Here is a 14762-nt window from a genome sequence, read left to right as displayed (position 1 = left end):
ACAACAAGTGACAGGTCCTACCGATGGGTAAATCCGCCGACGCGTTTCGGACGATCTCTGAGGTTTCAGACCTTCTCGACACGCCGACCCATGTTCTGCGGTTCTGGGAGAGCAAGTTCACCCAAGTGAAGCCGGTGAAGCGCGCGGGCGGGCGGCGGTATTACCGGCCCGCTGACGTCGCACTTCTGGGCGGCATCAAGCGTCTGCTGCATGACGAGGGTATGACCATCCGCGGCGTGCAGAAACTGCTGCGCGAGGAAGGTATCCGCGAGGTGGCCGCGCGGGCGGAAGTCAGCCTCGAGGATGAGCGCGAGACCGGTGAGGCCACGCAGAGCACTCCGGAGCCAATCGCCCCGGTTGCCGCGCCCCAGCCCAGCCCGGCCCCCGAAGAGGACACCCAGACGCAAGAACCCGCGCCGCAGGAACCTGCGCCCGAGACGGTCGACGCGGCCGCGACAGACGCTTCTCCGCAGGAGGACGCCCCGCGAGAGGCGGCGGCCCACGAGGACGTCGTGCAGGCGGCGGCTGAAGACGCCACCGAGAGCAGCGCGCCAAGCGAAGCGCTGCCCGAGCGTCCCGAGGAGCTGCTCGACCTCAACGCCTCCGTGGAGGCGCCGATCGAGGCCCGTGAGAGCGGCTCTGTCACCCCCTTTCCCGGCGCCTCGCAGCCCTCGTTCTTCGACGAGTCGGAAACCGCTTCCCGCGAATCTCCCGAACTGGACGAGTCGGAGGATGACGCAGAGGCCCCGATGGCGCTCGATGTCGAACCCGAGCCGGAACCGTTGGCTCCTGTCGTGGCGATGACGATCGATCGCGGGGGGCAGGACCGCGCCGCGAAAAGCGCCCCGCGGGCCGATCTGGCCAAGCTGTTGCACGGGCTGCGCACCCTCGATCCGGCGCGGCTCAGCCCTGCCGATCGAGGCGATCTGCGCATGTTGCGTCTGCGTGCGCAGGCCCTTCAGCTGAGGCTCGCGCAGCATGGCTCCGCGCGCGCGGAATGAGTGATCGCAACCCCGGACGAATTGGCGTGAAATTTCTCTCACTAACTGCTTGCACCCGCCGCCCGGTTCGCACTATATCCCCCTCGTCGGGCTGTGGCGCAGCCTGGTTAGCGCGTCCGTCTGGGGGACGGAAGGTCGTGAGTTCGAATCTCGCCAGCCCGACCAATTCGACAAACGCCCACCTCTTCATCGGGGTGGGCGTTCGTGTATCCGGAGGAGGGATCGGATGACCATCGGCGTGCTGCCCGACACGATGCTGCAAGAGATGATCACGCGCGGAGAGATCGCTGCGGATCCGGCCATCATTCCCGAACAGATCCAACCTGCGAGCCTCGACCTGCGGCTTGGCACCGTGGCCTACCGGCTGCGCGCCTCGTTCCTTGCGGGCAAAGGCCAGAAGGTCTCGCATCGCCTGCATGACTTCGAGATGCACCGCATGGCGCTGACCGATGACGGCGTGGTGCTGGAAAAGGGCTGCGTCTATCTCGTGCCGCTGATGGAGAGCCTCGCGCTGCCTGAGGGCGTCACAGCGGTCGCCAATGCCAAAAGCTCCACCGGACGGCTCGATCTGCTGACGCGGCTAATCACCGATGACGGCACCGAGTTCGACCGAATCCCCCAAGGCTATAGCGGCCCGCTTTATGCCGAGATCTGCCCGCGCAGCTTCTCGGTTCTGGTACGGCCCGGCATGCGCCTCAACCAGATCCGATTCCGTGCAGGTCAGGCGGTGCTCAGCGATGCCGAGTTGAAGATCCTGCACCAGCAGGAGCCGCTCGTGGATGGCCCCGCCGTGATCGACGAGGGTCTGGGCTTCTCGGTCGATCTGAAGCCCTCTGAGGGCGATCTGGTGGGCTACCGCGCCAAGCCCCACACCGGGGTGATCGACATCGACAAGATCGGCCATTACCCGGCCCGCGACTTCTGGGAAGAGGTGCGCGCCTCCGATGGCCGCATCATCCTCGACCCCGGCGCGTTCTACATCCTCGTCAGCCGCGAGGCGGTGACGATCCCGCCCGACCACGCCGCCGAAATGGCGCCCTATCTGGCGATGGTCGGCGAGTTCCGCGTCCATTACGCGGGCTTCTTCGATCCCGGCTTCGGGCATGGGGCTGCGGGCGGCACCGGGTCGCGCGGGGTGCTGGAGGTGCGCTGCCACGAGGCCCCCTTCGCGCTCGAGCACGGGCAAGTCGTGGGCCGTCTCGTCTATGAGCGCATGGCCGAGGAGCCGCGCCAGCTTTACGGCAAGGACATCGCCTCGAACTACCAGGGCCAGGGCCTGAAGCTCGCCAAGCATTTCCGGATGGGGTGAGCCGGGAAAAGCGGCCTTCCAGTGGAAGGACGCCCGGCGAACGCCCGAAGCGCAAGCGAAGGGCCGGGGCAGCGTCTCTGTGTCGACTGAGGGTCGGGCGCGGCCCGGGGCTGGTCGCCCCGCGCCCTCAGACAGGCACCACCGCCCTACCCGGCCTGCTGCGTCACGTCGTGGCCATAAATCCAGTCGAAACGCCCGACCAGCCGCTCCGGAGTGAACCGGGAGGCGGCACGCAAAGCGAGATGACCCAAGGTGCGCGGAGCTCCTGACAGGTGATAATTCCGCGCGTTCTTGTTCGCCGCGGCCACGATCCGGTCACAGCGATCCCAGCGCGCATTCTGATAGGCCGCGAAAGCCACCTCGTCGGTCTCGTGATTGGCAAGCGCCTCGGCCAGAACCCAGGCATCCTCCATCGCCATCACCGCACCCTGCGCAAGGAAAGGCAGAGTGGGATGCGCGGCGTCGCCCAGAATCGCGATACCGGGCGCGAACCAGCGCTCGGCCACAGGGTGACGGAACAGGCCCCATAGGTTAACTTTCTCGGCCTGATCGAGCCAGCCGCGCACGGTCGGGCAGAAATCCTCGAAGGCGGTGCGCAGATTGATCGGATCATCCTCGAGCGCCCAGCTCTCCTCGACCCAGCGATGCCGCTCCTCGACGGCCACGATATTGCGCAGCCCCCGGCCCAGCGGATAGCTCACAAGGTGCTTGCCTGCGCCCATGAAGACCTGCGCGATCTTCGGCTCGGCATCGTCGCACGGCACCAGCGCGCGCCACGCCACCTGATGGGTGAAGAAGGGCGCCACCCGCCCGTTGAGCGCCTCGCGCGCCTTGGAATTCAGCCCGTCCGCGCCGATCAGCAGGTCGGTTTCGATCTGTGCACCCTGCTTGGTGTGCAAGACCGGATGCGGCCCCGACAGGTCCACCCGCTCGATCTGTTGCAGAAGACGAATCTTTACACCGGCCTCGCGCGCGCCTTCGGCCAGCAGTTCGATCAGCCGGGCGCGGTGAACGAAATGGTAATCGGCATCGGGCCGCAACCGCGCCATGTCGAGCTTGGCCACCTGGCTCCCGGTCTCGCCATCGACGAGCCGCACCGCCTCTGCGCGCGGCCCCGCCGCCTCCAGCGCCTCGCCCAGCCCCAGCGCGCGCAGCACAGCCGCCCCGTTGGGCGAAACCTGCAGCCCGGCGCCGACCTCGCGGATCGCCTCGGCCTGTTCGAGCACCTCGACATCCGCGCCGCGCATCGCCAAGGCCCGCGCCACTGTCAGCCCCGCGATCCCCGCACCCAGAACCGTAACCTTGCGCCCGATCAGCATGGGACCTCCTTGAAAAGCGAACACCGGCACCTTGGCGGTGCCGGTGTCGAAATGTTTTGCGCGCCTTCCCGCCCGAAGGCAACGCGCGTTTCGTTCTCCGACACGCGCAATCCGCGCGTGGGATCAGTCGTCGCGATGCACCCGCTCGCGGCGCTCGTGCTTCTCCTGCGCTTCCAGCGTCATCGTCGCGATCGGACGCGCATCGAGACGCTTGAGCGAGATCGGCTCCCCGGTCTTTTCGCAATAACCGTATTCGCCATTCTCGATACGGCGCAGCGCCGAGTCGATCTTGCTGACCAGCTTGCGCTGCCGGTCGCGGGTGCGCAGTTCCAGCGCACGATCGGTTTCCTCGGAGGCGCGGTCGGCAATATCGGGCACGTTGCGCGCCGATTCCGCGAGACCTTCCAGCGTTTCAGCGGATTGTTCGAGAAGTTCGGCCTTCCACGCCAGAAGCTTTCTGCGGAAATATTCCAGCTGCCGGTCATTCATGAAGGGTTCATTCTCGGCCGGACGATAATCATCCGGAAGGAAAACTTCTGCTCTCATACCTGCCCTCTCTTCCGGGCCGGGGGCGCCACCATGATCGTCATTCGCCATCGGCCAACTCTCCTCGGGCGCTCCAATACCCCAAGAACACAGGGTTGTCACGTCCGCATTCACCATCACTGCGCGTTTCCTCATCAATTCTTACGCCTGGGTTGCGGCAGCATTTTGGCGCAGATAGGTTGCAAACGATTTGCGCAAGATCATTGCGTAGCGATCTCGAAACCGGAGCGTATCCCCCGTGCAATTCCAATCGACCGACAGCTATGTCGCCCCGCCCGATCTCACCGTCGCGGTCAATGCCGCAGTGGCGCTGGAGCGCCCCCTTCTGGTGAAGGGCGAGCCGGGCACCGGCAAGACGGAACTCGCGCGGCAGGTGGCACAGAGCCTCGGGATGGAGATGGTCGAGTGGAACATCAAATCCACCACCAAGGCGCAGCAGGGCCTTTACGAATACGACGCCGTCAGCCGTCTGCGCGACAGCCAGCTGGGCGACGAACGCGTCAACGACGTTAAGAACTACATCCGCAAGGGCAAGCTCTGGCAGGCCTTCGAGGCGGACCGGAAGGTCGTGCTACTGATCGACGAGGTCGACAAGGCCGATATCGAGTTCCCCAACGACCTGCTGCAGGAACTCGATAAAATGGAGTTCCACGTCTACGAAACCGGCGAGACGATCCGCGCGAAACACCGCCCCGTCGTCATCATCACCTCGAACAACGAGAAGGAACTGCCCGACGCCTTCCTGCGCCGCTGCTTCTTCCACTACATCCGGTTCCCGGAACCCGCGGTCATGCGCGAAATCGTCGCCGTCCATTTCCCCGACATCAAGGACCGGCTGCTGACCGAGGCACTGAGCCAGTTCTACGAGATCCGCGAAACACCGGGCCTCAAGAAGAAGCCCTCGACCTCCGAGGTGCTCGACTGGCTGAAACTCCTGCTCGCCGAGGACCTGAACCCCGAAGACCTCAAACGCGAAGGCGCGAGTCTGCTGCCGAAGTTGCACGGGGCGCTTCTGAAGAACGAGCAGGACGTACACCTGTTCGAGCGACTGGCTTTCATGGCGCGGCGGCAGGGGCGCTAGCGCCCCGGAACCCGATCACCCCGCTCACGTTGCCCCACCTGCTCACCAGAAAGGAGACCCCATGACCGACAGATACGAACTCCCGCACCCGATCGGCATGGGGGGCGTTGCGCTTGGCAACGAGTTCCGCGTCACGACAGACCGGCAGGCGGCGGACACGCTCGAGGCCGCGTGGGAAGCGGGCATCCGCTATTTCGACGTGGCGCCGCATTACGGCGTCGGCTTGGCCGAGCGCCGCTACGGGCAGTTCCTGCATCACAAGCCGCGCGAAAGCTTCGTGCTCAGCTCGAAAGTCGGGCGGCTCCTGAAAGCGGGGCCCGAGCATCGCAATCAGCAGCTCATGCCCTACTCCCCCTCGCCCAATATCGAGGTCTACGACTACAGCCGCGAGGGCACGCTCCGCTCGATCGAGGACACGTTGCAGCGCACCGGGCTCGACAGTCTCGACGTGGTCTTCGTGCACGACCTCTCGCCCGATAACGGCGCGCTGCCGAAGGACTGGCTGGAGCTGTGGCCCGAGGCGGTCGAGGGCTGTTTCGCGACGCTGAGCGAGCTGCGCGACCAAGGGGTCATCAAGGCATGGGGCATGGGCGTGAACCGACCCGAGCCGATCCTCAAATCGATGGAAGACAGCGATCCGGACCTGCACCTGATGGCGAGCCAGTATTCGCTGGTAGAGCATGACCACGCGATCGAGACGGTCTTCCCGGCGGCGCGCAAGCACGGCAACAGCTTCGTCATCGGCTCGGCGCTGAATGCGGGCTTCCTCGCGGGGCTGCACCGTTACCATTATGGCGACAAGAACAGTGTCATCGCGAAAGAGCGGATGGAGAAGCGCGATCGCCTGAGAGAGGTGGCCTTCGATCATGGGGTGAATCTGCTCGCGGCCGCGTTGCAATTCGCGAAAGCGCCGGATGTGGTACAGACGGTGGTGGTGGGGCTTGGACGTCCCGACGAGGCGATCGACGACGTGGCGGCAATGAACATGCCGATCCCGGCGGAGTTCTGGCAGGACCTGCGCGGGGCCGGGCTGATCCACAAGGATGCGCCGGTACCCGGCTAAGGCGTGAATAGAGGAAAGCACGAAGAAGGGCGTCGCGGGTTGATCCGGCGGCGCCCTTTTCCATGAGATCACATGCGCCGCGTGATCCGCGCCGCTTTGCGCGCGCGTTTGACCGCCTCGCGTGCGGTTTGGGCCTGCTTGCGCTCCTGCGCCGTCATCGGGCTCGCGCTCTTGCCCTTGCCGCCGCGCTTCGAAGCCATGCCGATGCCCTTGTTGATCCCCCAGTTGATCCCCCGGCGCAGGAACATCCGGATGACCATGTTGATGATCTGGTTGAAGTTCATCGGATATCCCCCTGTCAATCCTCGAACAATTCGGACTGGCCGGTCTGGACCTCGTCCTCCTCGCCCTCCTCGTCGTCGTCCGAGCCTGCACCCGGAAGGGGGCGCGAGTCCAGCAGGCCTGCGGCGCGCAGCTCCTTGAGACCCGGCAGGTCGCGGGCGCTCTCGAGGCTGAACTGGTCGAGGAATTCCTGCGTCACGACGAAGGTGACGGGTCGGCCCGGCGTCATGCGGCGCCGACCGAAGCGAATCCATTCCATTTCCAGCAACTGGTCGATCGTGCCGCGCGAGACGGCGACGCCGCGGATTTCCTCGATCTCGGCGCGGGTGACCGGCTGGTGATAGGCGATGATCGCCAGCGTCTCGACCGCGGCGCGGGAAAGCTTGCGCTCCTCAACCGTCTCTTTCTGCATCAGGAAGGCGAGATCGGGCGCGGTGCGCACGGCCCAGGCGTCGCCGACCTTCACCACCCGCACGCCGCGCCCCTCGTAGCGCTTGCGCAGGTGCACCAGCGCCTCAGCGGGGTCGCAACCATGCGGCATCCGTTCTTCCATCTCGCGGATGCGGACGGGTTCGGCAGAGGCGAAGAGGATCGCTTCGACCATCCGCTCCTGCTCGGCAATGGGCGGCGCGGCAAAGAGGGTTTCTTCTTTTTCTTCGGTCTGTTCCGGCTCGTCGTTCATGTCTTCTTCCGGATCGAAATGGGTTGGAAGGTATCGCTCTGGCGCAGCTCGATCTGGCCTTGCTTGGCCATCTCCAGCGAGGCCGCGAAAGTCGCGGCAGTGGCCGAGCGTCGGCGTTTGGGATCGGCGGTCCACCCGTCGGGCAGGAAGGTGGTCAGCTCCGACCAGCCACCGGCGAAACCGATCAGACTGCGCATCCGGTCCAGCGCCTCCTCCATCGTGAAGACATTGGTCCGATCGAACGCATAGGGGCGGAATTCATCGCGCGTGCGGATGCGCGCATAGGCCTGCATCAGGTCCATCAGCGAGGCCGAATAGGTGACCTTGCGGACGCGCTCGACCTCTTCCGAGATGCCGCGCGCGAAGGTGTCGCGCCCCAGCCGGTCGCGCGCCATCAGCTGCGCCGCCGCCTCGCGCATCGCTTGCAGGCGCTCCAGCTGGAAGGCGAGGTGCTCGGCCAGATCCTCCGCCGAGGGGCCTTCGGACTCCGGATCGGGCGGCAGCAGAAGCCGCGATTTCAGGAAGGCGAGCCAGGCCGCCATCACGAGGTAATCGGCGGCCAGTTCGATGCGCAGCGCCTTGGCGCGTTCGACGAAGGCCAGATATTGCTCTGCCAGTTGCAGCACGGAGATCTTGCGCAGATCGACTTTCTGGCTGCGCGAGAGCGTCAGCAGCAGGTCGAGCGGGCCTTCGAACCCGTCGACATCGACGATCAGCGCCTCGGCCTGAAGCCGATCCGCGACCGTTTGCGAGTCGAACAGATTTTCGGTGTCACTCATCCATGCCGCCGCTCAAGAGTGCCTCAAGTTCGGCATCGAGCGCGGCCATGTCAACTGTCTCGGGCGGCAAGCGCCGGTCCAGCGCGGCCTCGGCGCGGGCCTGTGCGGCCTCGCTCATCGCCGGGGCGGCCATCGCCACCTCTTCCATCGCGGGCATGTCGCCCTTGCAATGGAGCACCAGATCGCAGCCCGCCGCCAGCGCGGCAGCCGTGCGTGTCCCGAAGCCGCCTGCCAGCGCCTCCATCCCGATATCGTCGCTCATCAGGAGCCCGCCGAAGCCGATCTCCTCACGGATCATCTTGATGATCTTCGCGCTCTGCGTCGCGGGAGCCGCGTCGAGCGCGGTGAAGCGGATATGCGCCGTCATGCCCAGTGGCAGATCGGAAAGCGCCTTGAACGGCGCGAAATCAGTCGCGATCAGATCGGCCTTCGAGGCCTCGACCACCGGCAAATCCTTGTGGCTGTCCGAAATCGCCCGACCGTGGCCCGGAATATGCTTGATCACCGGGAGCACGCCGCCCGCCAGCAGCCCCTCGGCCGTGGCGCGGGCATTGGCGATCACTGTCGCCGCATCCTTGCCCAGACAACGGTTTTGCAGGAAGGGATGGGTCAGAAGCCCCGCGATATCGCAGGTGGGCGCGCAGTTCACGTCAATGCCGACCGCGCGCAGCTCCTCGGCCATGATCCGCGAGCGCAGCCAGAAGGAGCGCGGTGCCTGCGCCCCTGCCTGCTTCGCCTGCTCCAGCGGCGGCAGCCATTCGCGCCACTGGGGCCCGCGCAGCCGCTGCACCCGCCCGCCTTCCTGATCGATCAGAACCGGCGCATCGCCCCCCACCGCCCCGCGCAGAGCGTCGGTCAGACGCGTGACCTGCTCGGGCGTATCGATATTGCGCGAGAACAGGATGAAGCCCCACGGATCGGCCTCGCGGAAGAAATCCCGCTCACGCGCGGAGAGCTCGGTCCCCTCGCAGCCGAAGATCGCCGCGACGCCCATCAGCGTGCCTGCGTCGGGATGCAGTTCTGCCGCTCGGCCACGAGGGCCGCGCAGAACTGGCGCGCTTCGGTCACGTCGTCGAAGCCCGCGACGCGGAGGCGATAGAAATCGCGCCCGCCGGAGCTCGCCTTCTGGATCACGCGCTTCTTGTCGGTCATCAGCGCGTCGAAGCGCTTGGCGATCCGGTCCCATTCGCCCTTCGCCGCCGCTGCCGTATCGAAGGCGCCGACCTGCACGAGGCGCGTGCCCGCCGACAGTTCGGACGGGTCGAGATCGACGACGCCAGCCTCCGCTTGCCCGGCCGACATCTGCTTCGTCACCGCCTGCTCCAGCGCCGCCGCCAGCAGCTGATCGCGCATCGGTTTGGACTGCGGGCGCGGCGAGCGCGAGACGCCCGGCACGGAGGCCGGGATCACACCGCTGACTGCGTCGCTCTCGGGGGCTGCGTCCTGCGCGACCGCATCGGGGCGCGTCTCGGGCATGGCCGGGCTCATCAATGCAGGCTCGACGGGAATGTCGGGCGCATCCTTCACCTGCGACGGATCGGCATTGAGCGCGGCAGGCTCGAGCGCCGCAATCGCCGCCTCCACGGCAGGGTTGGACGCTGGGTTGGATCCGTCACCCGCGCCAGACGCATCGCTCGCGACCTGCGTTTCCGCCGCCAGCTCGCCCATCGGCTTGTCTTCGTCGGTGAACCCTTCCGGGCTTGGCGCTAGAGTCACTTTCTCAGGTGCAGGTGCCGCCTGCCCCGTGCCGGCCACGTCGTTGACAGCCAGACCGGTATGGCGCGCAAGTTCGCCGCCCGGGTCTTCGGGCGCGATCCGGGCGGGCCCGTCCATCGCGCGGATCACCGGCACGCCGTTCAGATCGCGCATCGCCAGCTTGTACCCCCAGACCACCAGACCCGCGATCATCGCGACCGAAGTCAGTGCCCCGGCCACGTTGACCCAGCGCGACACGACACGCGGCGCACGCTCTGGAACGGGATCTTCGGGATGCGCGTAATGGGGCTGCGGGTGTTCATGCCCGTAACCCCCACTCTCGCGGTAGTCGTAGGTCGTCATGCTCGTCGCCTCGCCGCCGGTTGCCCGGCCTTGCCCGGTTGACCCGGAATTTGCCTGTTCCCGGCGGCGTGCGTTCAGCGCATCTCTTCAGCCGGGGTCACGCCAAGAATACCAAGACCGGCGGAAATGACAACGGCACAGGCTCGTGCGAGGGCGATTTTCGCCGCCGATGCGGCCTCGTCGCCCTCCTGCAGGAAGCGCAGGGACGGCTCGTCATTGCCACGGTTCCACAGGCTGTGCAGATCCGAGGCGAGATCGTAGAGGTAGAAAGCCACCCGGTGCGGCTCGTTCGCGCGCGCCGCGATCTCCAGAAGACGCGGCCATTCGGCGATCTTCTTGACCAGTTCCAGCTCGGACGGATGCCACTCGCCGGACAGATCGACCTCGGCGAGACGCGCATCGGACATGTCCCAGCCCGCTTCCGCCGCCTTGCGCAGCACCGAGCAGACCCGGGCATGGGCATATTGCACGTAGAAGACCGGGTTGTCCTTGGACTGCTCGAGCACCTTGTCGAAATCGAAATCCAGCGGCGCGTCGTTCTTGCGGGTGAGCATGTGGAAGCGGGTCACATCCGCGCCCGCCTGCTCCACCACGTCGCGCAGCGTCACGAAAGTGCCCGCGCGCTTCGACATCTTGAAGGGCTCGCCGTTCTTGAACAGCTTCACCAGCTGGATCAGCTTGATATCAAGCGTCACCTTGCGATCCGACAGCGCAGCCACGGCTGCCTTCATCCGCTTCACATAGCCGCCATGGTCGGCACCGAAGACGTCGATCAGCAGATCGTAGCCACGATCGATCTTGGTCCAGTGATAGGCGATATCGGGGGCGAAATAGGTCCACGAGCCGTCCGACTTCTTCACCGGGCGGTCCACGTCATCGCCATATTCGGTCGAGCGGAACAGGGTCTGCTCGCGCTCCTCCCAATCCTCGGGCAGTTTGCCCTTCGGCGGGTCGAGCACACCCTCGTAGATCAGGCCCAGATCCTCGAGCCGATTCAGCGCCGCCTCGATCTGGCCGGTGCCGTAGAGCGATTTCTCGGAGGAGAAGACATCCATTTTCACGCCGAGACAGGCGAGGTCCTCGCGGATCATCTCCATCATCTGCTCGGTCGCGAATTCGCGGATATCTTCGAGCCAGTCTTCCTCGGGTTTGTCGAGCAGGCTCTCGCCATACTTGGCCTTGATCGCCTCACCGACCGGGATCAGGTAATCGCCGGGATAGAGCCCCTCGCGAATTTCCGGCTCGAGGCCACAGGCTTCGCGATAGCGCTCATAGGCGGAGCGGGCGAGCACATCGACCTGCGCGCCGCCATCGTTGATGTAATATTCCCGCGTGACGTCATAGCCCGCGAAATCCAGCAGGCTTGCCAGCGCATCGCCGAAGACGGCGCCGCGGGTATGGCCGACATGCATCGGGCCGGTCGGGTTCGCGGAGACATATTCCACGTTCACCTTCACGCCGCGGCCCAGATCGGAGCGCCCGTAATCCGCACCCTCTTTCAGAACGGCGTGGGTCACATCAGCCCAGACCTTCGGATCGAGGCGTAGGTTGATGAAACCGGGACCGGCGACATCGGCGCTGACGATCCGGTCATCTGCGGCCAGCTTGGCCGCCAGCGCCTCGGCGATGTCGCGCGGTTTCGACTTGGCGGGCTTGGCCAGCACCATCGCGGCGTTGGTCGCCATGTCGCCATGCAGCGGATCGCGCGGGGGTTCCACCGCGACGTTTGCATAGTCCAGCCCCTCGGGCAGCGCGCCTTCGGAAACCATCTGATCGAGTGCCGCAATCACCGCGGCGCGGATGTCGGAAAACAGGTGCATTCTCATTGTCCTTATTTGCGCTCTCCCCTGCCAGAGCGCGCAGGTCGCGTCAATGGCCCGAGCGGGGGTCAAGCGGGGACCGAGACGGCGCGGGCGGCCCGGCATCGCCTGCCGGACCGCCCGAAATCAAACCTTGGCAGGGTGATCAGTCCTCGGCGGTGAAGCCCGCGGCTTCGATCCCGGCCACGGCCACCTTGGCGTCATTGTCCGAGGTATCGCCTGTCACGCCCATTGCACCGATCACCGCGCCGCTCTCGTCGCGGATCAGCACGCCGCCGGGCACGGGGCAGGTCTTGCCGTCATAGATGCCGTTCACCGCGGCCATGAAATAGGCCTGCGCCTCGGCCCGCGCCATCTGCGCCTTGCCGCCCATCCCCAGCATCACCGCGCCGTAAGCCTTGGCCTGCGCAATATCGAAGCGGCCCGGCGCCGCGCCATCGGCGCGCGCGAAGGCCAGCGGGTGGCCGCCCGCATCCAGCACGATCGCCGAGAGCGGTTTCAGCCCGTCCTCCGCGCCTTGCGCCAGCGCGGTCTCGATCATCTTCTGCGCCTGTTCGAGCGTGATCATGCGCGTTCCTCCTTCTCTTGCAAGCGGCGCTGATGCAGCACCGGTTCCGTATATCCCGAGGGTTGGACCGTGCCGAGGAAGCACAGATCGCAGGCCGCCTGGAACGCGAAGCCGTCATAGCCGGGCGCCATGGGGCGGTAGTTGGGATCGCCCTCGTTCTGACGGTCGACGACCTTGGCCATCTTGCGTAGCGCCTCCATCACCTGGCCTTCGCTCACCAGCCCATGCTCGAGCCAGTTCGCGATCGCCTGGCTGGAAATCCGGCAGGTCGCACGGTCTTCCATCAGGCCGACGTCATGGATGTCGGGCACCTTGGAGCAGCCCACCCCCTGATCGACCCAGCGCACGACATAGCCGAGGATGCCTTGCGCGTTGTTCTCGATCTCGGTGCGGATTTCCTCCTCCGAGTAGTTCTTCCCACGCGCGAGCGGGATCGTCAGCAGATCGTCGAGACGCGCCGGACGGTTCATCGCGGCGATTTCCTGCTGGCGGCGCTTCACGTCGATCTTGTGGTAATGGGTGGCGTGCAGCGTGGCAGCGGTCGGCGACGGCACCCAGGCGCAGTTCGCGCCCGCGAGCGGATGGTTCACCTTGGCCTCGAGCATATCGGCCATCTTGTCGGGCATCGCCCACATGCCCTTGCCGATCTGCGCCTTGCCGGCGAGCCCGCAGGCCAGACCGATATCGACGTTGCGATCCTCGTAGGCTTCGATCCAGGGCTGAGACTTCATCTCGCCCTTGCTCAGCATCGGACCGGCCTGCATCGAGGTGTGGATCTCGTCGCCGGTGCGGTCGAGGAAACCGGTGTTGATGAAGGCCACACGGTTCTTCGCGGCGCGGATGCATTCCTTGAGGTTGACCGAGGTGCGGCGCTCCTCGTCCATGATGCCAAGCTTCACCGTGTAGCGCGGCAGGCCCAGAACCTCTTCGACCTTGTCGAAAATCTCGGTCGCGAAGGCGACCTCTTCGGGGCCGTGCATCTTCGGCTTCACCACGTAGACCGAGCCGGTGACAGAGTTGCGCGGGCCTTCGGTCTTCTTGAGGTCATGCATCGCACAAAGCGTGGTGACCATCGCGTCCATCAGCCCCTCGAAGGCCTCTTCGCCGTCGCGGGTCAGGATCGCGGGCGTGGTCATCAGGTGGCCGACATTGCGCACCAGCATCAGCGAGCGGCCCTTCAGCGTGATCTTCTCGCCACCGCCCCCGGTGAACTGATAATCGCCTTCGAGCCGCCGCACGGTCTTCTCGCCGTTCTTCACGACGTTCTCGCGCAGATCGCCCTTCATCAGGCCCAGCCAGTTGCCATAGGCGAGAACCTTGTCCTCGGCATCGACACAAGCCACCGAGTCCTCGCAATCCATGATCGTGCTGACCGCGGCCTCCAGGATGACATCCGCGATATCGGCAGGATCGGCCTGACCGACTTCGGTGGTCGGGTCGATCTCGATCACGAGATGCAGCCCGTTGTTTTCCAAAAGAACTTCGGACAGCGCGCCCTCGTCGGAGATGTTGAACCCGAGGAACTGCGCCGGATCGGCCAGCCCCGTCTCGCCCACCGCGTTCTCCACGAAGAACACGCCGTTCTCCACGCGCAGCGCGGTGACGTCTGTCCAGCTTCCGCCCGCAAGCGGCACGGCTTCGTCGAGAAATGCCTTGGCACGCTCGATCACGCGGGCGCCGCGCTTGGGATCGTAGCCCTTGCCCTGCGGCAGATCGCCAAGCGCATCGGTGCCGTAAAGCGCATCATAGAGACTGCCCCAGCGGGCATTCGCGGCGTTGAGTGCGTAGCGGGCATTGGTGATCGGCACGACGAGCTGCGGACCGCAGACGGTGGCGAATTCGGGATCGGTCTCGGGGGTCTCGATCTTGAAATCGTCGCCTTCGGGCAGGAGATAGCCGATCTCGCGCAGGAAGGATTTATAGTCTTCGAAATCAAAGCCTTCGGCGCGGCGATGCGAATGCCAATCGTCGAGCTTGGACTGGATCGACTCGCGCGTCTCGAGCAGCGCACGGTTCTTCGGCCCCAGCGTATGCAACAGTTCCGAGAGCCCTTCCCAGAAGCGCTCCGGCGCGACGCCGGTCCCTGGCAAAGCTTGATCCTCGATGAAAGCGGCCAGTTCGACCGCCACCTGCAGTTCGTTTCGCGCGACCCGCTGTGCCATGATGCCTCCCGTTTTCTCAGACGCGTATTAGATGAAACCGCTGGGCGCGAATGTCCAGCGGATTACGGAAAGCACGCGGGAAGGCGCGGAGA

Annotated in this window: 14 protein-coding genes and 1 tRNA gene; 5 read left to right on the top strand and 10 right to left on the bottom strand. The window is 65.6% G+C overall.

The window, feature by feature from the left end; all coding sequences use genetic code 11:
• The first annotated feature begins 23 nt into the window (after positions 1-23).
• From B6V74_RS18165 to B6V74_RS18155, 3 genes are all read left to right on the top strand, one after another.
• A complete protein-coding gene (locus B6V74_RS18165) occupies positions 24-1001 on the top strand; it encodes a MerR family transcriptional regulator (protein WP_088723610.1) in 978 nt (325 codons plus the stop codon).
• An 87-nt stretch (positions 1002-1088) separates the two neighbouring features.
• Positions 1089-1166, top strand: a tRNA-Pro gene (locus tag B6V74_RS18160).
• A 61-nt stretch (positions 1167-1227) separates the two neighbouring features.
• The gene (locus B6V74_RS18155) at positions 1228-2310 is read left to right on the top strand and encodes a 2'-deoxycytidine 5'-triphosphate deaminase (protein WP_075775490.1); all 1083 of its coding nucleotides are present in this window, start codon (positions 1228-1230) and stop codon (positions 2308-2310) included.
• Between the two features lie 146 nt (positions 2311-2456).
• Here B6V74_RS18155 and B6V74_RS18150 read toward each other — a convergent pair whose 3' ends face one another.
• Together B6V74_RS18150 and dksA are read right to left on the bottom strand one after the other, a co-directional pair.
• Positions 2457-3629, bottom strand: a complete 1173-nt coding sequence (locus B6V74_RS18150; RefSeq protein WP_088723609.1) for an FAD-dependent monooxygenase — start codon at positions 3627-3629, stop codon at positions 2457-2459.
• Positions 3630-3752: 123 nt separating this feature from the next.
• On the bottom strand, positions 3753-4175 hold the full coding sequence (dksA, locus tag B6V74_RS18145) for an RNA polymerase-binding protein DksA (RefSeq protein WP_075775492.1): 423 nt from the start codon (positions 4173-4175) through the stop codon (positions 3753-3755).
• 238 nt (positions 4176-4413) lie between these two features.
• Here dksA and B6V74_RS18140 point away from each other — a divergent pair, with 238 nt between their 5' ends.
• Both B6V74_RS18140 and B6V74_RS18135 read left to right on the top strand, forming a co-directional pair.
• Positions 4414-5256, top strand: coding sequence for a MoxR family ATPase (locus B6V74_RS18140; RefSeq protein ID WP_088720281.1), 843 nt, complete (start codon positions 4414-4416; stop codon positions 5254-5256).
• A gap of 61 nt (positions 5257-5317) precedes the next feature.
• Positions 5318-6319 (top strand): aldo/keto reductase, encoded by a 1002-nt coding sequence (locus B6V74_RS18135; RefSeq protein WP_088723608.1) that lies wholly within the window; start codon positions 5318-5320, stop codon positions 6317-6319.
• Positions 6320-6387: 68 nt separating this feature from the next.
• Here the strand turns inward: B6V74_RS18135 and B6V74_RS18130 are convergent, their stop codons facing one another.
• The 8 genes from B6V74_RS18130 to B6V74_RS18095 form a co-directional block, all read right to left on the bottom strand.
• Positions 6388-6603, bottom strand: a complete 216-nt coding sequence (locus B6V74_RS18130; protein WP_075775495.1) for a hypothetical protein — start codon at positions 6601-6603, stop codon at positions 6388-6390.
• 14 nt (positions 6604-6617) lie between these two features.
• Entirely contained in the window at positions 6618-7283 is a 666-nt protein-coding gene (scpB, locus tag B6V74_RS18125) for an SMC-Scp complex subunit ScpB (protein WP_075775496.1), read from the bottom strand.
• A complete protein-coding gene (locus B6V74_RS18120; protein WP_088723607.1) occupies positions 7280-8062 on the bottom strand; it encodes a ScpA family protein in 783 nt (260 codons plus the stop codon). Before B6V74_RS18120 ends, scpB begins: the two co-directional genes overlap by 4 nt.
• Complete coding sequence (locus tag B6V74_RS18115) at positions 8055-9056, bottom strand: glycoside hydrolase family 3 N-terminal domain-containing protein (protein ID WP_088723606.1); 1002 nt, start codon at positions 9054-9056, stop codon at positions 8055-8057. Before B6V74_RS18115 ends, B6V74_RS18120 begins: the two co-directional genes overlap by 8 nt.
• Positions 9056-10120, bottom strand: a complete 1065-nt coding sequence (locus B6V74_RS18110) for an SPOR domain-containing protein (RefSeq protein ID WP_075775499.1) — start codon at positions 10118-10120, stop codon at positions 9056-9058. Before B6V74_RS18110 ends, B6V74_RS18115 begins: the two co-directional genes overlap by 1 nt.
• 74 nt (positions 10121-10194) lie before the next feature.
• On the bottom strand, positions 10195-11940 hold the full coding sequence (gene argS, locus B6V74_RS18105) for an arginine--tRNA ligase (RefSeq protein WP_088723605.1): 1746 nt from the start codon (positions 11938-11940) through the stop codon (positions 10195-10197).
• 145 nt (positions 11941-12085) lie between these two features.
• Positions 12086-12508: a heme-binding protein gene (locus tag B6V74_RS18100; RefSeq protein ID WP_075775501.1), complete on the bottom strand. Its 423-nt coding sequence runs from the start codon at positions 12506-12508 to the stop codon at positions 12086-12088.
• Entirely contained in the window at positions 12505-14670 is a 2166-nt protein-coding gene (locus B6V74_RS18095; RefSeq protein WP_088723604.1) for a malate synthase G, read from the bottom strand. Before B6V74_RS18095 ends, B6V74_RS18100 begins: the two co-directional genes overlap by 4 nt.
• Between the last annotated feature and the right edge of the window lie 92 nt (positions 14671-14762).

Source organism: Thioclava sp. F42-5 (assembly GCF_002213195.1).
GTDB lineage: Bacteria > Pseudomonadota > Alphaproteobacteria > Rhodobacterales > Rhodobacteraceae > Thioclava > Thioclava nitratireducens.
This window is presented reverse-complemented; position numbering and strand designations above follow the sequence as displayed.